The following is a 20,155-nucleotide window of genomic DNA, read 5'->3' on the forward strand; positions in this document are numbered from 1 at the left end:
AATGGGGAAAAACCATAATATTAAAAGGGGATTGTTGCATGATTGTTGTATTTACAATACCTGTCCTGTGAGCACTGCGTTCAAGGTAATGTATTTAACAACAAAATGTTAAATGATGGTAATTTTTGGCGGGTTGTGAAAATGGTTATTTCCTCATTTTACTCAGCTGTTCCTCTTTTTCGTCAGGAAAAAATATTTTGTTTTGCCTCTCGACAGAAGGAAATTATTCAGGCTATTTTCTAAACGTGCCACCATCGTGGCAGCGTCGCTCGGACGGTCCGGGCGCTAACGTTAATCTGAGGATATTATGGCTGACTCCCGCCCTGAACGTCGCTTTACGCGTATTGATCGCCTTCCCCCGTACGTTTTTAACATCACCGCTGAACTGAAGATGGCTGCGCGTCGGCGCGGCGAAGATATTATCGATTTCAGTATGGGGAACCCGGATGGGGCCACGCCTCCTCACATTGTCGAAAAACTGTGTACCGTGGCGCAGCGCCCGGATACTCACGGTTACTCCACCTCACGCGGCATTCCGCGTTTGCGTCGGGCGATTTCCCGCTGGTACCAGGAACGCTATGACGTTGAGATCGATCCTGAATCCGAAGCCATTGTGACCATCGGTTCCAAAGAGGGGCTGGCGCACCTGATGCTGGCAACGCTCGATCACGGTGATACGGTCCTCGTGCCCAACCCAAGTTATCCCATCCATATCTATGGCGCGGTGATTGCAGGCGCGCAGGTGCGTTCAGTGCCGCTGGTTGAGGGTGTCGACTTCTTTAATGAGCTGGAACGCGCAATACGCGAAAGTTACCCGAAGCCGAAGATGATGATCTTAGGTTTCCCATCCAACCCGACCGCGCAGTGCGTCGAGCTGGAATTCTTTGAGAAAGTGGTGGCCCTGGCTAAACGCTATGACGTGTTGGTGGTTCACGACCTGGCCTACGCTGATATTGTTTATGACGGCTGGAAGGCGCCATCGATTATGCAGGTACCCGGCGCTCGCGACGTCGCTGTTGAATTTTTCACCCTTTCGAAAAGCTACAACATGGCGGGATGGCGTATCGGGTTTATGGTGGGCAACAAAACGCTGGTGAACGCGCTGGCGCGAATCAAGAGCTATCACGATTACGGGACCTTTACGCCACTGCAGGTTGCGGCAATTGCCGCGCTGGAAGGCGATCAGCAATGTGTGCGGGATATCGCTGAGCAATATAAACGTCGTCGTGATGTGCTGGTCAAAGGACTGCATGAAGCAGGCTGGATGGTCGAGATGCCAAAGGCCTCAATGTACGTTTGGGCGAAAATTCCAGAGCAATACGCTGGGATGGGGTCACTTGAGTTTGCCAAGAAGCTGCTGAACGAAGCGAAGGTATGCGTTTCGCCAGGGATTGGGTTTGGTGATTATGGTGATACGCATGTGCGATTTGCGTTGATTGAAAACCGTGACCGTACCCGCCAGGCTATTCGCGGCATCAAGGCGATGTTTCGCGCAGATGGCCTGTTACCGACCAGTGCAAAACCGGCTTCTGAAAGTATCGACTGATAGAATGTTTCCCCAAAATGCAAAACAGGAGCCTGATGGCTCCTGTTTTTTTGCTGCGTCTTTTAATTTAGATCATCAGGGCGAAAGTACCGGCCCAAACGATGACCATAAAAGAAATGCCCATAAAGAAATATTTCACTTTTCATCTCTCCGCGTACCTGGGGTACGTCTAAATGAACATATGCTTACCTGACATAGAGCTGATGCACTCGCGAACGAAAGGGAGAATCCCCCTCATTTGCTTGGCTGCATCACCTCAGAATTCTGAGCTTTAATGCTCCAGACGGCGCTAATGTACGCCTAAAAATGAGGAGAGACAAGAGGCATTTTTTTATTTAATTTTAATAACTTACAACTGTCGTGATTCGGCGACAGTTTAATTTCTGCCGGTAATAAATTGCTATTGAGCGACGTAATGGTTACTCGGAGAATTCTCATATCGCCATGATGTTAATGCGGTTAATTTTTCGCGGAATGAGATAATGAAAAGGTTAAAAATGACCAGATTAATGATGTTAGCACTCGTTTTTACGCCATTGACGTCGATGGCGGCCTCACCGTTGGCGTTTAATTTCAGCTGCGCAAGTATTGGTGGCGTGAATAGTGATGGCAAAGGCAATGTTTGGATTGATGGCTCGAAGGCGACGGTGAAGGCCTTCAATGAAAATTACTGGGAAGCCAAAAGCGGGAACAATACGGTTTCTATTTCTCGTAAAGATGACGGAAATCCGGACGTTTCCTGGAGTGGGCCGAATCGAAAGCACGGGGTATGCCTGCCTGAAGATAATATTGACTTTTCTGGGGCCAAAAAATCGACCAGCACTGGACCCTCTTTTTCCTGCGCTGCGGTTGCAAAGGGCAGTATCGAAGAGATTATCTGCCAGAGTCCTTCGCTCTCAGAAATGGATTTAGCGTTAAACGGGGCCTACAAGCAGGCGCTGGTTAAATCGAGCAATAACCCGACGCTGAAAGCAGAGCAGCGCGGTTGGGTGAAAGGGCGTAACGAGTGCTGGAAGGAACAGGATAAATCAGCCTGCATCGCCCGCAATTACAACGAGCGAATGGCTGAGCTGCACAGCAAATGGGGCGTTAAGTAATTCAACCGTAGAAAAAAAGAAAGGCCTTACGGCCTTTCTTTTTAGATATACAACGAAGCTTCACCCATCGGGCGAGTTTTGAAGCGACGGTGGATCCAGAGATACTGCTCGGGTGCACGCATGATCTCTTTTTCGATAATTTTGTTCATATACGCCGCAGCCTGGCTTTCATCTGCCGGGTAACCTTCCATTTCTGGGGTAATGAACAGGCGGTAACCGGTGTTATCTGCTTTTCTCACCATGGTTACGGTCAGCATTGCTGCGCCCGATAATCGTGACAGCACGTAGGTACCGTTGGTGGTCGCCACGTCTTTGACTGCGAAGAAGGGGGCGAAAGAACTCCCTTTACGACCATAGTCTTGATCGGGGGCAAACCACACTGCCTCGCCTTTTTTCAGGGCGCCGACAATACCACGCAGATTATTTCTGCCGATCATTGCCTTGTTGGAGCGCATACGACCGCGGGTTTGGATCCACTCCATCAACTTATTATTGTGCGGGCGATAGGTTGCCATCATTGGCTGGCAAAGCCCCATTACGCGACCACCCAACTCGAGCGACATAAAGTGTACGCCAACGACCATCACGCCACGATTTTGCATCTGAGCGCGCTTCAGGTTGTCCAGCCCTTCTACATCAAACCATTTGCGCACCCGGCGGTCCGGCCAGAACCAGGCCATACCTGTTTCAAGCAGCCCCATGCCGAGCGAACGGAAATTCTCATCGACCAGTTTGTCTCTTTCTTCCTGTGACAGATTTGGGAAACAGAGTTCGAGATTTTTACGAGCAATAGATTCACGGCGTTTTAAAAATGGACGAGCCAGCGTTCCTGTACGGGTACCAAGACAACACAATACGGGATAGGGAAGCTGTACCAGTAACCAGAGCACACCAACACCAAACCATGTGAGCCAGTAGCGCGGATGCAAAAACGCGCGTGAAAATTTACATTGGGGGAACATAAGCACCTGTTGTTGATACGAAATAGATGTATCGCGAAGATTCTTTGCCTGTCGCTTTATACTCTGCACTGATCGTTAGGCCGCCATGAACGACATTGGTTCCTGTAAAGAGTGTAAAACTGAGTCAGGACAAAACCACGAGGGGGCATGAATGATCGGACGCACAATGTACACCCGAAAATTAATGTCAGCCAGAAATAATTACTCAAGATTCGTAAATGTTTTTAGGGCGATTAAGGGCAAAATTTCGCCTATATATAATTCGTTGTTTTTATGATGATTAAATAAACGACGGAGAACAGTGTAATAGTAAGCGGTCGAATGATTTTTGTGAATAAAATGTTGCTCAAATTGCAAGCGGATAGGAATTGTCTTAGAATATAAAGTTAAGGGAGTGTAAGGACTTACGTTAAGTTTACGGCAGACAGGAGGTATCGCTATGCTCTATTTCTGGACCTTTCTCATACTGAGCATTCTGTGCGTCAGTTGCTATATCTGGCAGGTTATAGGCGCTGCGGCGTCAATTAGCGCTTTTCTCGGCATGGCCATCCTTACGGCATTAATTTACGTTTTTACTATGCGGCTGACCAATGGTAACGAAATGGTAACTGGATTATTCCTGTTTCTTGCCCCGACATGTGGTTTGATCATTCGCTTTATGGTCGCGGATGGTAAGCAATAATTTGGAATGTTACGTTTAGCAATAAATTATCACCTTGAGTTATTTATTATTTATCTGAGTTTATTGAAGTGCCAGCATCGCTGGCACTTTTTTGTGAGGCCGAAATGAATTACCGGGCATCCGCCAACTGGAGTGATGCTTCCTCTTGCTGAGCATTTTTTCGCTGTTGCTCAAGTTCCAGCGCACCGCGATGAGAGAGGTAGCAGAACAGGATGCAGCAAACAATACCCCCCATCAGCAGATAGAAGCCGCCGTGCCACCCCATTTTGTCGACCATTACGCCAAACAGACTGGTGCCCAGCGATGCGCCAAAAATGTAGCTCATAAATCCGCGCAGTCCTACTGCAGAACCTACTGCGAAGCTGGGAACGATTTCCATCGTCTGAACAGAAGCGAGGAACTGTGGAACATAGATCAGGCAACCCACAATGGCGGCAAAAATAGTGACCATCAGCAGGGATTCACTTTTCCAGTAGCCGATCAAACAGACGAAAATCAGCGCCATACAAATCATGGCCAGCGGCATGCGACGGCCTTTAAACAGTTTATCGGTAAGCCAGCCCGCCAGTAATGTGGAAGGGATTGCCGCCCATTCAAAAAACAGAAAAGCGATGCTCATTTGCTCTTTCGAGAAATGTTTTTCGGTTAACAGATAAATAGGCAACCAGCTAATCATGCCAAAACGCACCATATAGACGAAGACATCTACCAGTGAAACATACCAGGCATTCTTATTACGCAGCACATAGGTGCAGAAAATCTGGAAGGCACTCATATTTTCTGGTGCCTGGACAGCGTGTCGGGAATTTAATACTACTTTTTCTTCCGGCATCATTTGTTCCAGAGCCGGTAAGCCTTCCTGGCGCGGTGAACCTTTCCCCAGCATCAGCACAATAAAAGCAAACAGTACGGCAACACCGGCCGGGACAATATAGCTGGCGCTTTGCCAGTGCTCGCTCCCTAAAATGGCAAAGGCGGCACCAACAATCGGAGCGACAATACCACCGCCAACGTTGTGAGAAATATTCCAGAATGCGCCGACGCGTCCACGTTCTTTACGCGGAAACCAGTTGGCGATAGTAATAAATGAAGGGCCAACACCCATACCCTGGAACAAACCGTTGAAAACGACCAGAGCGGCAAAAATCCAGAATCCGGTACTGAATCCTAAACCGACGTTTACGATGGCGCACAGAACCAGGCCGCATGCCATAAAGACCTTAGGGCTGGCCTTGTCTGCCAGACTACTCATAATGCCTTTACTGATCCCATAGGCAATAAGCATACAACTGCTGAGTAGACCAATTTGCGTGGCACTGAGATCCAGATGTTCTTTCAGGTAAGGTGTTGAGAGCGTGAAGTTATTACGCACAATATAGTACGCAAGATAGCCAAGAAATACGCTGAGTAATGCCTGAATGCGGTATCGGCCATAAGTTTCCTGGACTTTCTCCGCCGGGACTTTATTTGCTGAAGGCCCTGCCTTAAATATGGATAACATATCATCACCTAAATTTATATTGATGTGAATATCAGGATTTTTCGTAGTGAAGAGTGAAATAGGCGGGCGAGAAATTCAAATAGATGAAATGTGTCACTATTGACTCAATTTTTAGATGGTGTGGCTTATTTTGACTCTTTTTAAATAATGGCTTTTCAATTCTATTCTTTTACGGACGCTTTTATCATCGGCGTGTGCGGATATTAACAAATTCAGACTGCATTTTCGGGTATTCTTTACCGATGTCGTCACTTTCCGTTTGGTTATTCTACGAATAACCTTATTCTTCCCCCAGTCGGTGATAAACGGGTAAGTTTTGTCTCAATATTTTTTTTGCATATGTTGGTATTTATGAACGGGATCACAAACAGACTTTTGGGCCGGGGGCGTTGTTGGGCGTTCTCGCTCTGTTTTATGTCGTTGTCGGTGAGTTGCCTGGCGCAGGGTAAAGAGCTGGTAATGGCGACAACCTTTTCCCCTGGGGCAACGGCCTGGATTATTCAGCGTTGGCAGACTGAACCGGGGTCGGTGATGATTCGCACGTTAAACCGGACCAGCAGTTCATTGGAGCAACTGCTGGATACCGCGAATGCGGAAAATGTTGATCTGATTTTGACCTCATCCCCTATGCTGTTACAGCATCTGCAGGAGCATCAGAAGCTGGCGCCCTTCGAAAATGCGTTGCCGGAAAGCCAGCGGCTGGTGCCAGACTCTATCCGTTCGACCTCCGTGGCAGTGGCGATATCTGGTTTTGGTCTGTTGATTAATCGTTCTGCGCTGGTGGCACGACATCTGTCGCCTCCTGCCGACTGGGGGGATTTAACGCTGCCCAAATATCAGAACGCGCTGTTGATGAGTAGCCCATCGCGTTCGGATACCAACCATCTGATGGTTGAGTCATTGCTACAGCAAAAAGGGTGGGAAGCGGGGTGGGCGACGCTGCTGGCGAGTGCTGGAAATCTGGTGACGATTTCATCACGCAGTTTTGGCGTAGCCGACAAAATTAAGAGTGGCCTGGGCGTGGCGGGGCCGGTCATTGATAACTATGCCAACCTGTTGCTTAACGATCCTCACCTGGCTTTTACCTATTTTCCACGCTCGGCGGTATCGCCAACCTATGTTGCTGTTCTCAAGAACAGCCAGCACCCCAATGAAGCGCGTCGTTTTATCCGCTATTTGTTAAGCCCGGAGGGACAGCGGATCCTTGCTGATGCGAATACGGGGAAATATCCGGTAACGCAGCTCGCATCTGATAATCCCCGCGCTGCTCAGCAGGCTATTTTAATGAACCAGCCTCCGCTTAATTATCGGCTGATCCTTAAGCGACAACAGTTAGTGCAGCGGATGTTTGATACCGCCATCAGTTTCCGTCTTGCGCAACTGAAGGATGCATGGCGGGCACTATACAGTGCGGAAGCACGCCTGAAACGCCCGCTACCCGAAATCAGAGCCTTACTGACCAGCGTTCCGATAGATGCCAAAAGTAGTGAAGATGAAGCCTGGCTTGCGCAGTTTGATAATAAAAGCGTTGCCGAACAGCAGATGATGGAGTGGCAGCTCTGGTTTCTTAAAAACCAGCGTCAGGCGATATCAAAACTGGAAGAATTAAAATGAAAGGTGGATCGATACTGCAACGCCTTCGCCAACTCAGCATCAGCAGCAGCCTGCGGGGAGCCTTTCTAACGGGCGCATTACTGACGTTGAGCGTAAGCTGCGTCAGTTTATACTCCTGGCATGAGCAGAGCTCGCAGATACGCTATTCGCTTGATGATTACTTCCCGCGCGTGCATTCCGCTTTTTTGATTGAAGGGAATCTCAATCTGGTTGTGGACCAGCTTAATGAATTCCTGCTGGCTCCCAATACGACGGTTAGGCTGCAACTGCGCAATCAGATAATCTCGCATCTGGATAAAATCGAAGTGCTGAGCAGGGGGTTGCAACCAGCAGAACAGCAGCAACTGGCGGTGATTTTGCAGGACAGCCGGGCGCTGATGGCGGAACTGGACCGGGTGCTCTACAACATGTTCCTTGTCCGCGAAAAAGTGAGCGAACTTTCCGCGCGCATTGATTGGCTACATGATGATTTTACTACTGAGCTGAATTCACTGGTGCAGGATTTTACCTGGCAGCAGGGGACGTTGCTGGATCAAATCGAGGCCAAAAATGGTGATGCGGCGCTGTATCTCAAACGTGCCCGAGAGGTGCAAAACGAGCAGCAGCAGGTCTACACCCTGGCAAGAATTGAAAACCAGATCGTTGATGATTTACGCGACAGACTCAATGAACTGAAATCGGGTAGCGACGATGGCATGCTGGTGGAGAATCACATCCGCTACCTGGAAAATCTGAAGAAAACGGCGGATGAAAATATCCGCACCCTCGATGACTGGCCCAGCACTATCACACTGCGACAAACTATCGATGAGCTGCTGGAAATCGGGATGATGAAAAATAAAATGCCCGATACGATGCGCGATTATGTCGCAGCGCAAAAAGCGCTGGTTGATGCCAGCCATGCCAGAGAGGCTACGCTTGGGCGCTTTCGAACACTGCTGGAAGCGCAACTGGGGAGTAGCCATCAGCAAATGCAGACGTTTAACCAGCGGCTGGAACAAATTGTTCGCGTCAGCGGTGGACTTATCCTGCTGGCGACGCTGCTGGCGCTACTTCTCGCCTGGGGGCTTAACCACTACTTCATTCGCTCGCGTCTGGTGAAGCGTTTTACTGCGCTCAACCAGGCCGTGGTGCAAATTGGTCTTGGCAGAACGGATGCCTCTATCCCGGTGTATGGGCGCGATGAACTGGGGCGTATCGCAGGCTTGCTGCGTCATACCCTGGGCCAGTTGAGTGCGCAAAAAAACCAGCTGGAGCAGGAAGTGACCGAACGTAAGGAGATTGAATCCGATCTTCGTGCAACGCAAGATGAGCTGATCCAGACGGCAAAACTGGCGGTGGTCGGCCAGACTATGACCACGCTGGCGCACGAGATTAATCAACCGCTGAATGCGCTGTCGATGTACCTGTTTACGGCGGGGAGGGCAATCGAACAGGGGCAACCCGCTCAGGCCAGAAGCACATTAACCAAAGCGGAAGGGCTGATTACTCGCATCGATGCCATTATCCGTTCACTGCGTCAGTTTGCGCGCCGGGCCGAGCCTGGCACGCCTCTGCATCCGGTAGATCTACGACAAACGTTCAACGCTGCCTGGGAACTGTTGGCCATGCGACACAAGCCACAGCAGGGTACGCTGACGCTCCCAGACCGGGGCGTGTGGGTGGCTGGTGATGAAGTGCGTATCCAGCAGGTGCTGGTAAACGTCCTGGCAAATGCGCTGGATGCCTGTCCGGTTGTGGCGAAAATAGAGGTTCACTGGCAGACCGAAGGCAGCCGGTTGTGCGTATTTATCAGTGATAACGGCCCCGGCTGGCCTGGGGCATTATTACCATCACTGTTAAAACCGTTTACCACCAGTAAGGATGTTGGCCTCGGTATTGGCTTATCGATTTGTGTATCGTTAATGATGCAAATGAACGGCGAACTGCGCCTGGCGTCGACACCAGGGCGCAATGCCTGCGTCGTTCTGCAATTTAATCTGACGGATGTAAACGATGTTGAGTGATGAATATTCTGTTCTGCTTATTGATGATGATGCCGATGTTCTTGACGCTTACACCCTGTTGCTTGAACAGGAGGGATATCATGTATTCGCATGCAGTAACCCTTTTGATGCCCGAAATTGGCTGCAGGCCGACTGGCCAGGGATTGTCCTGAGCGACGTGTGTATGCCTGGCTGTAATGGAATTGACCTGATGACGTTGTTTCATCAGGATGACAATCAGCTTCCGATCCTGTTGATCACCGGACATGGAGATGTCCCGATGGCGGTGGACGCGGTGAAGAAAGGTGCGTGGGATTTTCTGCAAAAACCGGTTGATCCAGGCAAACTGCTGGTGTTGGTAGAGGATGCGTTGCGGCAGAGAAAATCTGTGATCGCTCGTCGTCACTATTGCCAGCAAAAGCTCCAGGTTGAACTGGTCGGCTACAGTGACTGGGTTAATCAGTACCGCCAGCGCTTACGGCAACTGGCTGAAACGGATATTGCCGTCTGGTTTTATGGCGAGCCGGAAACGGGGCGTATGACCGGAGTCCGTTATTTGCATCAGCTTGGGCGCAGCGCTGAAGGACCGTTTATCCGCGGGGAATTGACGTTAGAGAATGCGGGGCAACTCAATGACCTTATTGCCCAGGCGCAAGGGGGAACGCTGGTCCTGAGCCATATTGAGTGCCTTACGCGCGAACAGCAGCACCAGCTGGTGCATTTGCAAAGCCAGGAGCGGCGTCCGTTTCGCTTAATTGGCATTGGCGCCACTTCGTTGGTGGAACTGGCGGCAACTAATCAGATTGTGGCCGAACTTTATTACTGTTTTGCGATGACGCAAATTGGTTGCCAGCCGCTGTCTCAGCGCCCGGATGATATTGAGCCGCTGTTTCGCCATTATCTGCAGAAAGCCTGTCTGCGCCTGAACCATCCAGTGCCCGAGGTTGACGGGGAATTACTAAAAGGAATGCGGCGACGCGTTTGGTTAAGCAATGTTCGGGAGCTGGCCAATGCCGCCGAGCTTTTTGCCGTGGGGTTATTGCCACTGGCTGAAACCGCGAATCCACAGCTGCATTTGCCTGAACCGACACCGCTCGATCGTCGGGTTGACGAGTACGAGCGACAGATCATTACCGAAGCGCTTAATATTCATCAGGGGCGTATTAATGAAGTGGCGGAGTATTTACAAATTCCGCGTAAGAAACTGTATTTGCGCATGAGAAAATACGGACTGAGCAAGGAACACTATAAGTTTTAGCAGATGGCGTGTGGGGAAGAAGAGAGGTTGACGGTATTTCGGTGGCGGCGCTAGCGTTCACCGAAATACGCGACGAAACTCTGGGTGATTATCAGGGTGTTTTTCTTACCACATCAAATCATCAGGAATGACAAAATCAGCATACGGATCGTCTTCGTCCTTCGCTTCCTGGCTCAGTTCGCAATTTAGAACAATATAGCTTGCATCGCGCTGGGCAATCTTGTCGGCGACAACAGCCGGGATAATGGCGTATTCGCTCTCGCTGCTGCTTTCAGCTGTCAGGCGGGCAATGGCCAGACGGCCCTTGATCAACTGAGACTGGGTTACCTTATCAACATAAACTTTTTTGATCAGGTTATTGTCAGTGAAGTTGTAACCAATATCGCCACGGGAAATGGTGATTTTGTTCATCTCGATCAGCTGCTTGATCTGCGCTTTGTATTCTTTAGACAATGCGGCCTGCTTCTGCTGTTCGCTGAGCTGCTTATCACGCTCGACCTGTGCTTTTTTATTTTCTTCAACCGCTTCTCTGGCTTCACGAGCCTGAACGCGCGATTTTTTCGCCGTTCTCTGCACTTTCGCCATTTTTTTGCTGCTGACCAGACCCGCTTTAAGCATCTGTTCTTGTAGGGTAAGTTTTGTCATTGTCGCTTCTAATCCAAAAAATCGTTGTAAGGATTATAACCTTAACGTTCGACGGGACGCCAGAATGATGGCCGCGCCATGGCTGTTATCTCGGGCTGCTGTCACTGTCCTGTGCTTCTCTCTCTTTTGAATCAGTTAATGATTACCTGATTTTTTAATAAAAAATAATATGCCAAATAAGTTAATAAAATGGACTATAGGTTTACAAATCCGTATTAGTCAGGGTTTTATTCTGATTGAAGTAATTAAATAGAGTTATTCTGGCAAGAATTTAATCTAAAAAACAAACGGTTGCCCATTGTTCAAATTTAAAGAGCCGCTTCTTTACGCCGATAACCATAATGAAGATATGGATAATGGAGGGAAGTGGCATGTGGTGGGTTTATCGAATGCCGATGAAAATGAAGTTAATAATTGCGCTACAACCATTATTACTGGCGTTATGTTGGTTTGCTGGTTCAGGAATATTAACGCGCATTGAGACAGAACGGCAGATGGAGAATATTGCCCAACTGACAGCGCTCGCACGCAGTGCCGGAAATGTAGTGCATGAATTGCAAAAAGAACGCGGCATGAGTGTCGGGTTTCTGGGGGCTGAAGGGAAGACGTTCAAAGATGAGTTAAACGCACAGCGGGCTTTGACCGATCGCGAGATCGAGGTATTTGTGCGGTCACTGTCCGATACTGCCTTACCGGAAGGGGATGTCGCCACTTCTGTCGCTGCGTTTAAGAAAAATATTCTTTCGCTCGCTACCATCCGCGAAAACGTCACGCAGTTGGGGCTTCCAGCATCAGATGTGGTTAAGTTTTATACCAATGTCATTGCTGATGTGCTGAATTTTGTGGGTAGATTGGGGCAGTTGACGGATTCAGGCGAGATGGCAAACGCATTCGCCGCCTACTACAACCTGCTGAATTTGAAAGAACAGGCGGGTATTGAACGGGCGCTGTTATCAAATATCTTTTCCTCCGGCCATTTCGCCGACGGACAGTTACATCAACTCAGTGATGTCGTCAGTAAACAGAACGTTTGGTTGGCAGAATCGTTACGCCTGAGTTCACCGGAACAGGCGGCCATGTTGAAAAGCCGCTTACAGTCAGCAGAAGCGTCTAAAGCCCTCGCATTTCGCGAGATCGCGTTTAACCATGTCGAGAACGGTGGATTTGGTGTCGATCCTACTACCTGGTTTAAAGTACAAACCCAGCGTATTGAAGTGATGCGGCAGATAGAAAATGTGACGGCGAATCGTCTGTTGGCGAATGCAGAAAAACTCGCGCAGGATGCACGAAAAAACTGGCAAATATATATGGCTGTTAGCCTGTTAGCGCTCCTGGCATCATTGACGTTCGCTGGGGCCATCGCAATCAATATGCACCGTCAGTTTAGTGACACGCTACGCAAGATTGCGGGTATGAATGGCGATCTGACTCAACGTCTGGCGACCCCGGGCAAAGATGAGCTTTCCTCACTTAATCGTGCCTATAACACGATGCTGGAAAGTATTCAGCATATCGTACAGGAGATTAAGCAAGGCTCCGTGGTTTTGTCCGATGCCAGTAGCAGTATTACGGCGGGAAATCAGGATCTGGCTCAACGTACAGATGAACAGGCTGCATCAATAGTAGAAGCTGTGGCCAGTATGGAGCAGTTATCAACTGCGATTACGCAAACGGCGGATAATGCCCGCGAAGCGGAGCATCTGACAATCAGACTGGAAAAAGAGGTCCGACAGGCCAGTAACGTTGCCAGTGCGGCGAACCAGAGCATGGGGGATATTCGCGCTTCCAGTGAGAAAATCTCGAATATTGTGACCTCGATTGATGATATTTCGTTTCAGACTAATTTACTGGCGCTGAATGCGGCAGTGGAAGCTGCTCGGGCAGGAGAGATGGGCAGGGGGTTTGCTGTCGTAGCTAGTGAAGTGAGAAATCTTTCGCAGCGTTGCGCCAAAGAGGCTAACCAAATCCGTGAGTTGGTCGCGCAGAATATGGTCAAAATTAGTGAGGGCGTTGAGCGGGTTACTGCATCTGCTACCGCGCTGGAAGCCGCGGCGGATAATACCACCAGTATGAAGCAATATATTGCGGATATCGCTCGTGTGGCGACGGAGCAGTCACAAGGGGTAACCCAGATAAACCTGGCATTGCGACCGATGGAACAGGTCACACAGCAAAATGCGGCGTTGGTATCTCAGGCTGCGAGCGACAGCCAGCGGCTGGACAATCTGTCGGCAACCATGAAGGATCTGGTTAACCGTTTTGTTGTCTGACGTGGCGCCGTTTAACCGACCCGGAAAACATACCGGGTCGGTTAGTTGTCGTATCCTCATGGTGAGGATACGAGGGAAGATTGGTCAGGCACTTTCAGTGGGTTAGAAAAAGATTTCTGACACAGGGATGTCGTCGCTGGTAAAGTGAGCAACCAATACCGAGATCTGGCCAGAAGGGAATTCAGTGTGACCGAGCGTATTGATTATCAGGCTGAAAAATATAGTTTTACTGAGGCGACAGAGTGTTCCCGTCTTACCGGCCAGTGGGCTGATGTTATTGCTGAATGCCGGGAAATGAAGGCGGGGCCCCAAGAACGTCTGCGTATTGCTTTATTGAATGTGGACTATGTGACCAGCTTTGAGCTGCCTTTCCGCTTGTTATTACTCCGTACTCCACAACTGATTGCCAGCGTGCGTGAAGAGCTGCAGCTTAGTCAGAAAAACGTCATCTTTAACGGCAAACGCTTTGGTTGTGTTTACAGCCTGAAAGCGAGTCTCGGTGGGATACCGGATGAATTTCAGTACCGCCTGTCACATCGTATCCGGCGCATTAGTCCTGCAGGTTCAAGCGAAGCGCCATATCAGCAGATTGCTAAAACAGTAAAAGCGCCGCGTGAACGTCTGAAGCTGGCACTGGAATCGGGCCTTGATGTCACTGCACTGGACGGGCTTTTCTGGTTTGGCAGCCAGCGTATTGCCGCTGATGTGTTGAGGCTGAGAAAAGCAGGGATGCGGATAGCGACAAAGCAGACAATGGTGTCCGACAATCTTACTGCAACAGTGAGGAATGTGCCTTTTTATCGCCTGGCCCAGGGATGAACTGACTGGTAAATGAAAGGATTATAACGGGGAGCATAAGAATTCATGGTGTCCCCTGCAGGAATCATGATGCATTTTAACGTGCTGATTTAAATGTGTATTTTATGGTTATAACATCGGGGGGGGGGGGATACTGCGAGGGATACACTGTTTGTGGAGGGCTGGTAGCGATATTCATGTTACCAGCAGCTAAGTTTTGCTTACTATGTTTCAAACAGCTTTTTGATGGTCTTCGTCGGATAAAAAAGCGAGTTTGCGTTATTTCCCGTAAGGGCGATAAAGCCGAGTTTTAGGTAGAACTGTTTTGCCTGCTCATTAAGAGCGTCAACAAACATGCCATGTACACCAACCGCCTGCTATGCCAGATAAACTACTGTCATAGCATGTTTAACCAGTGTTGTTCCCCATGCTTGTCCATGAAGGCTTTTGTGAATTGCCAGACGGCCCAATGTGACACTTGGCACATTGGCATAAGGTACTTTCCGTTTCTGTGTATTCGACGGAAGTGTTTCTTTTTCGAAGCAGCTACCAGAAAGTGTGTAGTGAAGTGGTCTACTGAATTTGGCTACCTGAACAGAGGTGATATGCTCACCTCAGAACAACACAGGTGCACCAATGAAAAGAAGAATTACGCAGTTAGGTACTTGAGTTGCATGGCATCAGCCACGGTTCGGCCGGAGCAAGAAGCATCGCCACTATGGTGACCCAGAGAGGCTATCAGATGGGGCGCTGGCTTGCCGGCAGGCTCATGAAAGAGCTGGGGCTGGTAGTTGCCAGCAGCCGATTCACCGGTATAAACGTGGCGGTTATGAGCACGTTGCCATCTCGAATTATTTGAGCGACAGTTCGCCGTAACGGAGCCAAACCAGGTGTGGTGCGGTGATGTGACCTATATCTGGACGGGTAAGTGCTGGGTGTACCTCGCCGTTGTTCTCGATCTGTTCGCAAGAAAACCAGTGGGCTGGGCAATGCGGACAGCAGGCTCACCATGAAAGCGCTGGAAATGGCATGGGAAACGCGTGGTAAGCCCGTCGGAGTGAAGTTCCACAGCGATCAAGGCAGTCATTATACGAGCAGGCAGTTCCGGCGGTTACTGTGGAAATACCGGATCAAGCAGAGTATGAGTCGGCGTGGAAACTGCTGGGATAACAGCCCAATGGAGCGTTTCTTCAGAAGTCTGAAGAACGAATGGGTGCCGGTGACGGGCTATGTAAGCTTCAGCGATGCAGCTCACGCAATAACGGACTATATCGTTGGATATTACAGCGTGCTAAGACCGCACGAGTATAATGGTGGGTTACCACCAAACGAATCGGAAAACCGATACTGGAAAAACTCTAACGCGGTGGCCAGTTTTTGTTGACCACTTCATACCAACCGATGACTTTATCGTGTATTTCTTCGAGTTGGAAGGTCTTCAGGCAGTACTTACAGCAATAGCGCTGGGCGCCTGATACTTAATTACCGTTACATCGAACACCGCAATTTGCCATGTACTGCATCCAAAAGTCAAAGCATACAAAATTAATAAATCTGTGCCATATCCAAAAATATAGGCTATACAATAAATAGCGTCTGGCTCTTCACTTTATACAATAAAGCGAAATGCTATGTGTGGATTGATTTAAAGGAGATGGTAATGATAGATAAGTATTGTGATGATATGAGCATCTCGCCCATTAGTACGAGAGAAACAGATGGATATTTAGCTCTAAATGTTAGTGTGACAAAACGTATAATTGCTCATTTCCCTCGAGAAAGTAGTGCGTTATTACAACCTATTACTGTGGAAATTCACCCTACATTACATTGCAATGCAAAATGTGGTTTTTGTTTTTATTCATCTGATTTCGCATCAAAAAAATTAATACCTTCAGATAGTTTGTTAAACCTAGCTGCAGATTTATGTCAATTAAAAGTTAAGTCTATTGTTATTTCAGGTGGAGGTGAACCAACTATTCATCCAAGATTACACGATTTTATTGATATATGCCTTGCAGGCTCGATAGAGATTGGCATGATCACAAATGGTCTTAGAATTAATTGTGATTTAATGTCCCGGATTGAAAAAATTTCGTGGGTAAAGTTTTCTATGCACGGAAGCAATAAGGATATGCATTCAAAAGCTTTTGGTGTAAGTGGTTCGAATTTTAAGCGAGTTATTGAAAATATAAAACATCTAACATCTTTAGTCCATGGTCCAATTGTATCAATAGGGTATGTGGTTAATCCATTCACTGTTTTACCGTCTGATTTGCTTAACTTCTTAATGTTTGGAATTCAAGAGCTAAAGATTGATTATGTATTATATCGACCATTGATGAAAGTTTCTGGTTTGGTTCCCATTGAAGTTATAAAAGAATTTGTTGCAATAGAGATGGATATAAATAAATTGGCACAGAACAATAATGTTTTCACTAATTATAGCGCATTTGTCAGAGATACAATGGCTTCTAGGGTTTATACTAATGGACAATGTCCAATTGTAACGCAAGGGCTTATTTGTTTCATTGATGGCAATGGTGATTTTTATCCGTGCCTTCCTCTAGGGCAATCCGCAATGGAAAAAGAAAAAAACTCTTTGGGCAATATAAAAATAAATAGGCTTGATTCATTATGGGGAAGCGAACGACATCTTGAATGGATCAAAAACATGAATATGCAAAGGTGTCCTACATGCAAATATGAGAAAATGTTCAGTTATATTGAAGGTATTAAAAATGGGGAAATATATATAAAAGATATTCCAAATGATCCGCATGTTAATTTTTTGTGAGAGAGGTATTATATGCTGAATGATGGAAATAAAGTATCTTGTTACGATTACCCTCATGATTTATGTGCTACTGCTAATGGTTCGCATGTAATGCTTACATCGGGAGAATGTGTAATTGATGCATGCTGTGGTCTGACAGGTGCATTATTGGGATATTCACATTCAACAGTAATAGAAGCAATGCATGCACAATTATCTCATGGTGTAACATCACTTCCAGGGTATTTGAAGTGTGATGCCCAAGATAACGCTTTAAATAGTCTTAAAAAAATATCTCCAAAATACATTAGAAAAATCCATATTAAAGGTAGTTCGGGAGGAAGTACCTCTGTGGAGCAGGGAATAAAGCATATGTTAGCTGAAAGCTCAGCAGAGTATATATTGACATTAGATGTAGGCCACTTTGGTCAAACGATAGCAACAAATATGTTATCAAATGATATGAGAGAGTCTGAATCTATAATAAAAACGTTCTCACTTAAAAAAATCACAATTATTACTAGTGGTTGTAATAACTGTCCTTTCAGAAAGGTACCCGATACTTGTTCGGCTGAGTGTCTATCTTCTGAGTTATCAAGGATTGATTATTTACGCACAAAAGAAAATAAAAGAATAGCCATTTTTTTATTTGAACCAATAAGTGGTGCAACGGGATGTCACTCTTGGCCTCATCAATTTTGGCATACATTGCAAGAATGGTGTCATAATAGAGGCATATATATGATTGCGGATGAATCACAGACATTTGGTCGGTTGGGTGGTTTTTTTGCGGTAGATTATTTTGGTTTGGAGGTGGATGCAATATGTCTCGCAAAGGGCATTAGTGGTATCGGAATACCTGGATGCGGAGCGTTGCTTTTGGCTAGTGATTCAGCTTCAATTAATCGATATCAACGCAGTTTAACATGGGGAGGAAGCCCGATTTCTTGTGCAGCCATTCATTCGACAATAATGGAAATGTCCCAAGATGGTTTTTTTGAAGCTGCAAGTGATGCTGCAATAAAATTAAATGAATTGTTGTTGAAAATCGTTGAAAAAAACAAAGATATATTTGTTTGCGTCAAAGGCTTAGGGTTCATGTTAGGACTGCAACTTATATCAAGTGTTGTTACTGCTGGTTTGGGGATAGATTTGATTCTTGAGGCTAGGAGGAATGGTCTGTATTTAAGGCTATGCCCCCTTGGCGCTGAAGATGTTATAGAATTTCGTCCTAGAGTAAATATTTCAAGCCAAGAGATTTATGAAGTAATTCAACGGTTAACTATCTCCATTCGCTCAATCAAAAAAAATATGGATATATATATGAATAGTGCTAATAGACCGATAAAAATTCATTGCATTGGTATTGGGGGGGAAGGTGTAGGGGCGTTAGGTATGTTTTTATCATATATGGGGATTGATGTTACAGGAAGTGATAATAATCTTTCCCTTGTGCAGAAATTAAATTTATCAAAGGCGAATCTAACTCAGGTTTTTGATAGTCATTCCCCAGATAATCTTCTTGATCGTAGTGCAGTAATCTTTGGTAGCGCAATTACATATGGAAACTGTGAGTTATCTACAGCATGTAGGCTAGGTCTGGAATTAATTCCGAGAGCAAAGCTTCTGGGTTCTATATCTAAATCATTTGCTAAATGTACTGCTATAGTTGGAACTCATGGGAAAAGTAGTACAACTATTTTTTTTACACAACTTATAGAGGAATTGTTGGGTATCTCTGCACACACTTTATTAGGAGGGCAGTGCCCTCAATTTGAGTTTATGTCTTACAAACCGGGCCTGGGAATCGGTGCTGAATGGTTAATTGCGGAGGTTACTGAAACTGATCGGGATTTTGGAGGTTTTCAGGCGGACCTGATCCTCTGTCCTTCCTTAAGTTGGGATCATTTCGATAATTTTCCAACGCGAAAAATATATTTTGATTTTTATTTCAATTTTTTTCATCTCAATCAAAAAACACTTCCATAATATATTTTAACGAAAATGATTATGTTGACCAGAAATTAAAATCTTTATCATGCAAAGCTATTTCCATTGGCAGTGAGTTCGAAGGTGACTATCTATTTGAAAGCATAGATATGTATTCATTCAATTTGTTTAGTAACATTAATTCAAAGTGTAATTTGATTGCTACTTTTGAAAGAAATGATTTTCCTGGGGAACAATATTCAAGAAACTTAGCAGTTGCAATAGTTGGCATTATCGAGAGGTTTAATTGGTATCCCATTGATAAGTTATTTAAATATAATCCATGGAGACTTCATCGTAGATTTTCTAAAGAACAAATAGGTGAATATAACGTCATAATAGACAATGCCCACCACTGGGAGGCACTGGATGAAAATTATCAAACGCTCAGAAGTATTTACCCAGGAAAAAAATTGATTATTTTTTATCGTCCAGCTCACGGGTATATGTTGAAAAAATATGCACAATCTCTTTCTCGGTTTGATAGTATATATTTATGCTCAAATAGTGATAATTCTGATTCGAAGGAGTGGTGCATGAGTCTTGGACTGTTTCTTGGAGAGTTAGATAAAACCTTTAATATTTATTCGGAGGAAAATATTTTAAATGAAATAAATAATTTGAAGATGGAAGGAGTGATATTCATAGCAGGGGCTAGAGAACAACCAAAACTAAGATCGCTATTCAATTATGGTGATCCTTCAGGTTAGTATTGGTGTGTAAATCTCTAGCAACCCCGTGTATGTTATTTATCTAATTTCTTATTATTTGATTTACTAGCCAATATTTGCCTATCTAGAGCTTTTGTTATTAACTCTAAAGCTATATCTCCACTTGGCTTGTTTTCTTTTGCTGCCATATTACGAAGTTCTTTCCATTGCTCTGGAGTAAGCATGGTTGGACTCATTCTCATTGCCATATCTAGTATCCTTCTTTGTTTCGTATCTATTGCTATAGATTCATGACTTTTGTCAACTGAATCATCACTACTAAAACGTTACTTTAACAGTGTAGATACAAAGAAAAGAATTC

Annotated in this window: 16 protein-coding genes and 2 pseudogenes; 12 read left to right on the plus strand and 6 right to left on the minus strand. The window is 46.3% G+C overall.

Annotated features, from left to right (window positions below):
* Window positions 1-307: 307 nt before the first annotated feature.
* Window positions 308-1,546 (plus strand): alanine transaminase, encoded by a 1,239-nt coding sequence (alaC, locus tag SK35_RS07255; RefSeq protein WP_048215831.1) that lies wholly within the window; start codon window positions 308-310, stop codon window positions 1,544-1,546.
* 67 nt (window positions 1,547-1,613) lie between these two features.
* Here the strand turns inward: alaC and ypdK are convergent, their stop codons facing one another.
* Window positions 1,614-1,685 (minus strand): membrane protein YpdK, encoded by a 72-nt coding sequence (ypdK, locus tag SK35_RS07260; protein WP_010723117.1) that lies wholly within the window; start codon window positions 1,683-1,685, stop codon window positions 1,614-1,616.
* Between the two features lie 343 nt (window positions 1,686-2,028).
* Between ypdK and SK35_RS07265 the strand changes: the two genes are divergently transcribed.
* Window positions 2,029-2,643 carry a lysozyme inhibitor LprI family protein gene (locus SK35_RS07265; protein ID WP_032944115.1) on the plus strand — a complete coding sequence of 205 codons (615 nt, stop codon included), beginning with the start codon at window positions 2,029-2,031 and terminating at the stop codon, window positions 2,641-2,643.
* A gap of 41 nt (window positions 2,644-2,684) precedes the next feature.
* Here SK35_RS07265 and lpxP read toward each other — a convergent pair whose 3' ends face one another.
* On the minus strand, window positions 2,685-3,605 hold the full coding sequence (gene lpxP, locus SK35_RS07270) for a kdo(2)-lipid IV(A) palmitoleoyltransferase (RefSeq protein ID WP_048215832.1): 921 nt from the start codon (window positions 3,603-3,605) through the stop codon (window positions 2,685-2,687).
* A gap of 439 nt (window positions 3,606-4,044) precedes the next feature.
* On the opposite strand from lpxP, the gene SK35_RS07275 reads away from it, so the two are divergent.
* Complete coding sequence (locus SK35_RS07275) at window positions 4,045-4,287, plus strand: DUF2545 family protein (protein WP_008785383.1); 243 nt, start codon at window positions 4,045-4,047, stop codon at window positions 4,285-4,287.
* A 109-nt stretch (window positions 4,288-4,396) separates the two neighbouring features.
* On the opposite strand, the gene pgtP is transcribed toward SK35_RS07275, so the two are convergent.
* Window positions 4,397-5,788, minus strand: coding sequence for a phosphoglycerate transporter PgtP (pgtP, locus tag SK35_RS07280; RefSeq protein WP_003834854.1), 1,392 nt, complete (start codon window positions 5,786-5,788; stop codon window positions 4,397-4,399).
* Window positions 5,789-6,202: 414 nt separating this feature from the next.
* Between pgtP and pgtC the strand changes: the two genes are divergently transcribed.
* Genes pgtC through pgtA form a run of 3 tightly spaced genes read left to right on the plus strand, consistent with a single transcriptional unit; the run spans window position 6,203 to window position 10,645 of the window.
* Window positions 6,203-7,402 carry a phosphoglycerate transport regulator PgtC gene (gene pgtC, locus SK35_RS07285; RefSeq protein WP_122973797.1) on the plus strand — a complete coding sequence of 400 codons (1,200 nt, stop codon included), beginning with the start codon at window positions 6,203-6,205 and terminating at the stop codon, window positions 7,400-7,402.
* Between the two features lie 11 nt (window positions 7,403-7,413).
* Complete coding sequence (pgtB, locus tag SK35_RS07290; RefSeq protein ID WP_187426984.1) at window positions 7,414-9,408, plus strand: two-component system sensor histidine kinase PgtB; 1,995 nt, start codon at window positions 7,414-7,416, stop codon at window positions 9,406-9,408.
* A complete protein-coding gene (pgtA, locus tag SK35_RS07295; RefSeq protein WP_048215834.1) occupies window positions 9,398-10,645 on the plus strand; it encodes a two-component system response regulator PgtA in 1,248 nt (415 codons plus the stop codon). Before pgtB ends, pgtA begins: the two co-directional genes overlap by 11 nt.
* Before the next feature lie 105 nt (window positions 10,646-10,750).
* Here the strand turns inward: pgtA and SK35_RS07300 are convergent, their stop codons facing one another.
* A complete protein-coding gene (locus tag SK35_RS07300; RefSeq protein ID WP_020996692.1) occupies window positions 10,751-11,290 on the minus strand; it encodes a DUF2058 domain-containing protein in 540 nt (179 codons plus the stop codon).
* Window positions 11,291-11,661: 371 nt separating this feature from the next.
* On the opposite strand from SK35_RS07300, the gene SK35_RS07305 reads away from it, so the two are divergent.
* Window positions 11,662-13,560: a methyl-accepting chemotaxis protein gene (locus SK35_RS07305; RefSeq protein ID WP_048215835.1), complete on the plus strand. Its 1,899-nt coding sequence runs from the start codon at window positions 11,662-11,664 to the stop codon at window positions 13,558-13,560.
* 186 nt (window positions 13,561-13,746) lie between these two features.
* The gene (locus SK35_RS07310; protein ID WP_048215836.1) at window positions 13,747-14,379 is read left to right on the plus strand and encodes a DNA-binding protein; all 633 of its coding nucleotides are present in this window, start codon (window positions 13,747-13,749) and stop codon (window positions 14,377-14,379) included.
* 203 nt (window positions 14,380-14,582) lie between these two features.
* Here the strand turns inward: SK35_RS07310 and SK35_RS26825 are convergent.
* Window positions 14,583-14,924: pseudogene (locus SK35_RS26825) on the minus strand (GNAT family N-acetyltransferase); the annotation flags it as partial.
* Window positions 14,925-15,019: 95 nt separating this feature from the next.
* On the opposite strand from SK35_RS26825, the pseudogene SK35_RS07315 reads away from it, so the two are divergent.
* From SK35_RS07315 to SK35_RS07330, 4 genes and pseudogenes are all read left to right on the plus strand, one after another.
* A pseudogene (locus SK35_RS07315) lies at window positions 15,020-15,742 on the plus strand (IS3 family transposase); the annotation flags it as partial.
* Window positions 15,743-16,018: 276 nt separating this feature from the next.
* Window positions 16,019-17,155 carry a radical SAM/SPASM domain-containing protein gene (locus tag SK35_RS07320; RefSeq protein ID WP_075551238.1) on the plus strand — a complete coding sequence of 379 codons (1,137 nt, stop codon included), beginning with the start codon at window positions 16,019-16,021 and terminating at the stop codon, window positions 17,153-17,155.
* A gap of 12 nt (window positions 17,156-17,167) precedes the next feature.
* On the plus strand, window positions 17,168-19,123 hold the full coding sequence (locus SK35_RS07325) for an aminotransferase class III-fold pyridoxal phosphate-dependent enzyme (protein ID WP_082193817.1): 1,956 nt from the start codon (window positions 17,168-17,170) through the stop codon (window positions 19,121-19,123).
* Between the two features lie 155 nt (window positions 19,124-19,278).
* Window positions 19,279-19,833: a glutamate ligase domain-containing protein gene (locus tag SK35_RS07330; protein ID WP_156174791.1), complete on the plus strand. Its 555-nt coding sequence runs from the start codon at window positions 19,279-19,281 to the stop codon at window positions 19,831-19,833.
* A 35-nt stretch (window positions 19,834-19,868) separates the two neighbouring features.
* On the opposite strand, the gene SK35_RS07335 is transcribed toward SK35_RS07330, so the two are convergent.
* Window positions 19,869-20,042 (minus strand): hypothetical protein, encoded by a 174-nt coding sequence (locus SK35_RS07335; RefSeq protein WP_156174792.1) that lies wholly within the window; start codon window positions 20,040-20,042, stop codon window positions 19,869-19,871.
* Between the last annotated feature and the right edge of the window lie 113 nt (window positions 20,043-20,155).

It is taken from the genome of Citrobacter sp. MGH105 (genome assembly GCF_001037485.2).
GTDB classification, from domain to species: domain Bacteria; phylum Pseudomonadota; class Gammaproteobacteria; order Enterobacterales; family Enterobacteriaceae; genus Citrobacter; species Citrobacter portucalensis.

What these genes read in the sequence shown, in the direction of transcription:
- SK35_RS07275 (WP_008785383.1), top strand. Translation starts at nt 4,045, where the DNA reads ATGCTCTATTTCTGGACCTTTCTCATACTGAGCATTCTGTGCGTCAGT.
- SK35_RS07300 (WP_020996692.1), bottom strand. Translation starts at nt 11,290, where the DNA reads ATGACAAAACTTACCCTACAAGAACAGATGCTTAAAGCGGGTCTGGTC.
- SK35_RS07325 (WP_082193817.1), top strand. Translation starts at nt 17,168, where the DNA reads ATGCTGAATGATGGAAATAAAGTATCTTGTTACGATTACCCTCATGAT.
- SK35_RS07305 (WP_048215835.1), top strand. Translation starts at nt 11,662, where the DNA reads ATGTGGTGGGTTTATCGAATGCCGATGAAAATGAAGTTAATAATTGCG.
- SK35_RS07335 (WP_156174792.1), bottom strand. Translation starts at nt 20,042, where the DNA reads ATGGCAATGAGAATGAGTCCAACCATGCTTACTCCAGAGCAATGGAAA.
- pgtA (WP_048215834.1), top strand. Translation starts at nt 9,398, where the DNA reads ATGTTGAGTGATGAATATTCTGTTCTGCTTATTGATGATGATGCCGAT.
- alaC (WP_048215831.1), top strand. Translation starts at nt 308, where the DNA reads ATGGCTGACTCCCGCCCTGAACGTCGCTTTACGCGTATTGATCGCCTT.
- lpxP (WP_048215832.1), bottom strand. Translation starts at nt 3,605, where the DNA reads ATGTTCCCCCAATGTAAATTTTCACGCGCGTTTTTGCATCCGCGCTAC.
- SK35_RS07320 (WP_075551238.1), top strand. Translation starts at nt 16,019, where the DNA reads ATGATAGATAAGTATTGTGATGATATGAGCATCTCGCCCATTAGTACG.
- SK35_RS07265 (WP_032944115.1), top strand. Translation starts at nt 2,029, where the DNA reads ATGAAAAGGTTAAAAATGACCAGATTAATGATGTTAGCACTCGTTTTT.
- pgtC (WP_122973797.1), top strand. Translation starts at nt 6,203, where the DNA reads ATGTCGTTGTCGGTGAGTTGCCTGGCGCAGGGTAAAGAGCTGGTAATG.
- pgtP (WP_003834854.1), bottom strand. Translation starts at nt 5,788, where the DNA reads ATGTTATCCATATTTAAGGCAGGGCCTTCAGCAAATAAAGTCCCGGCG.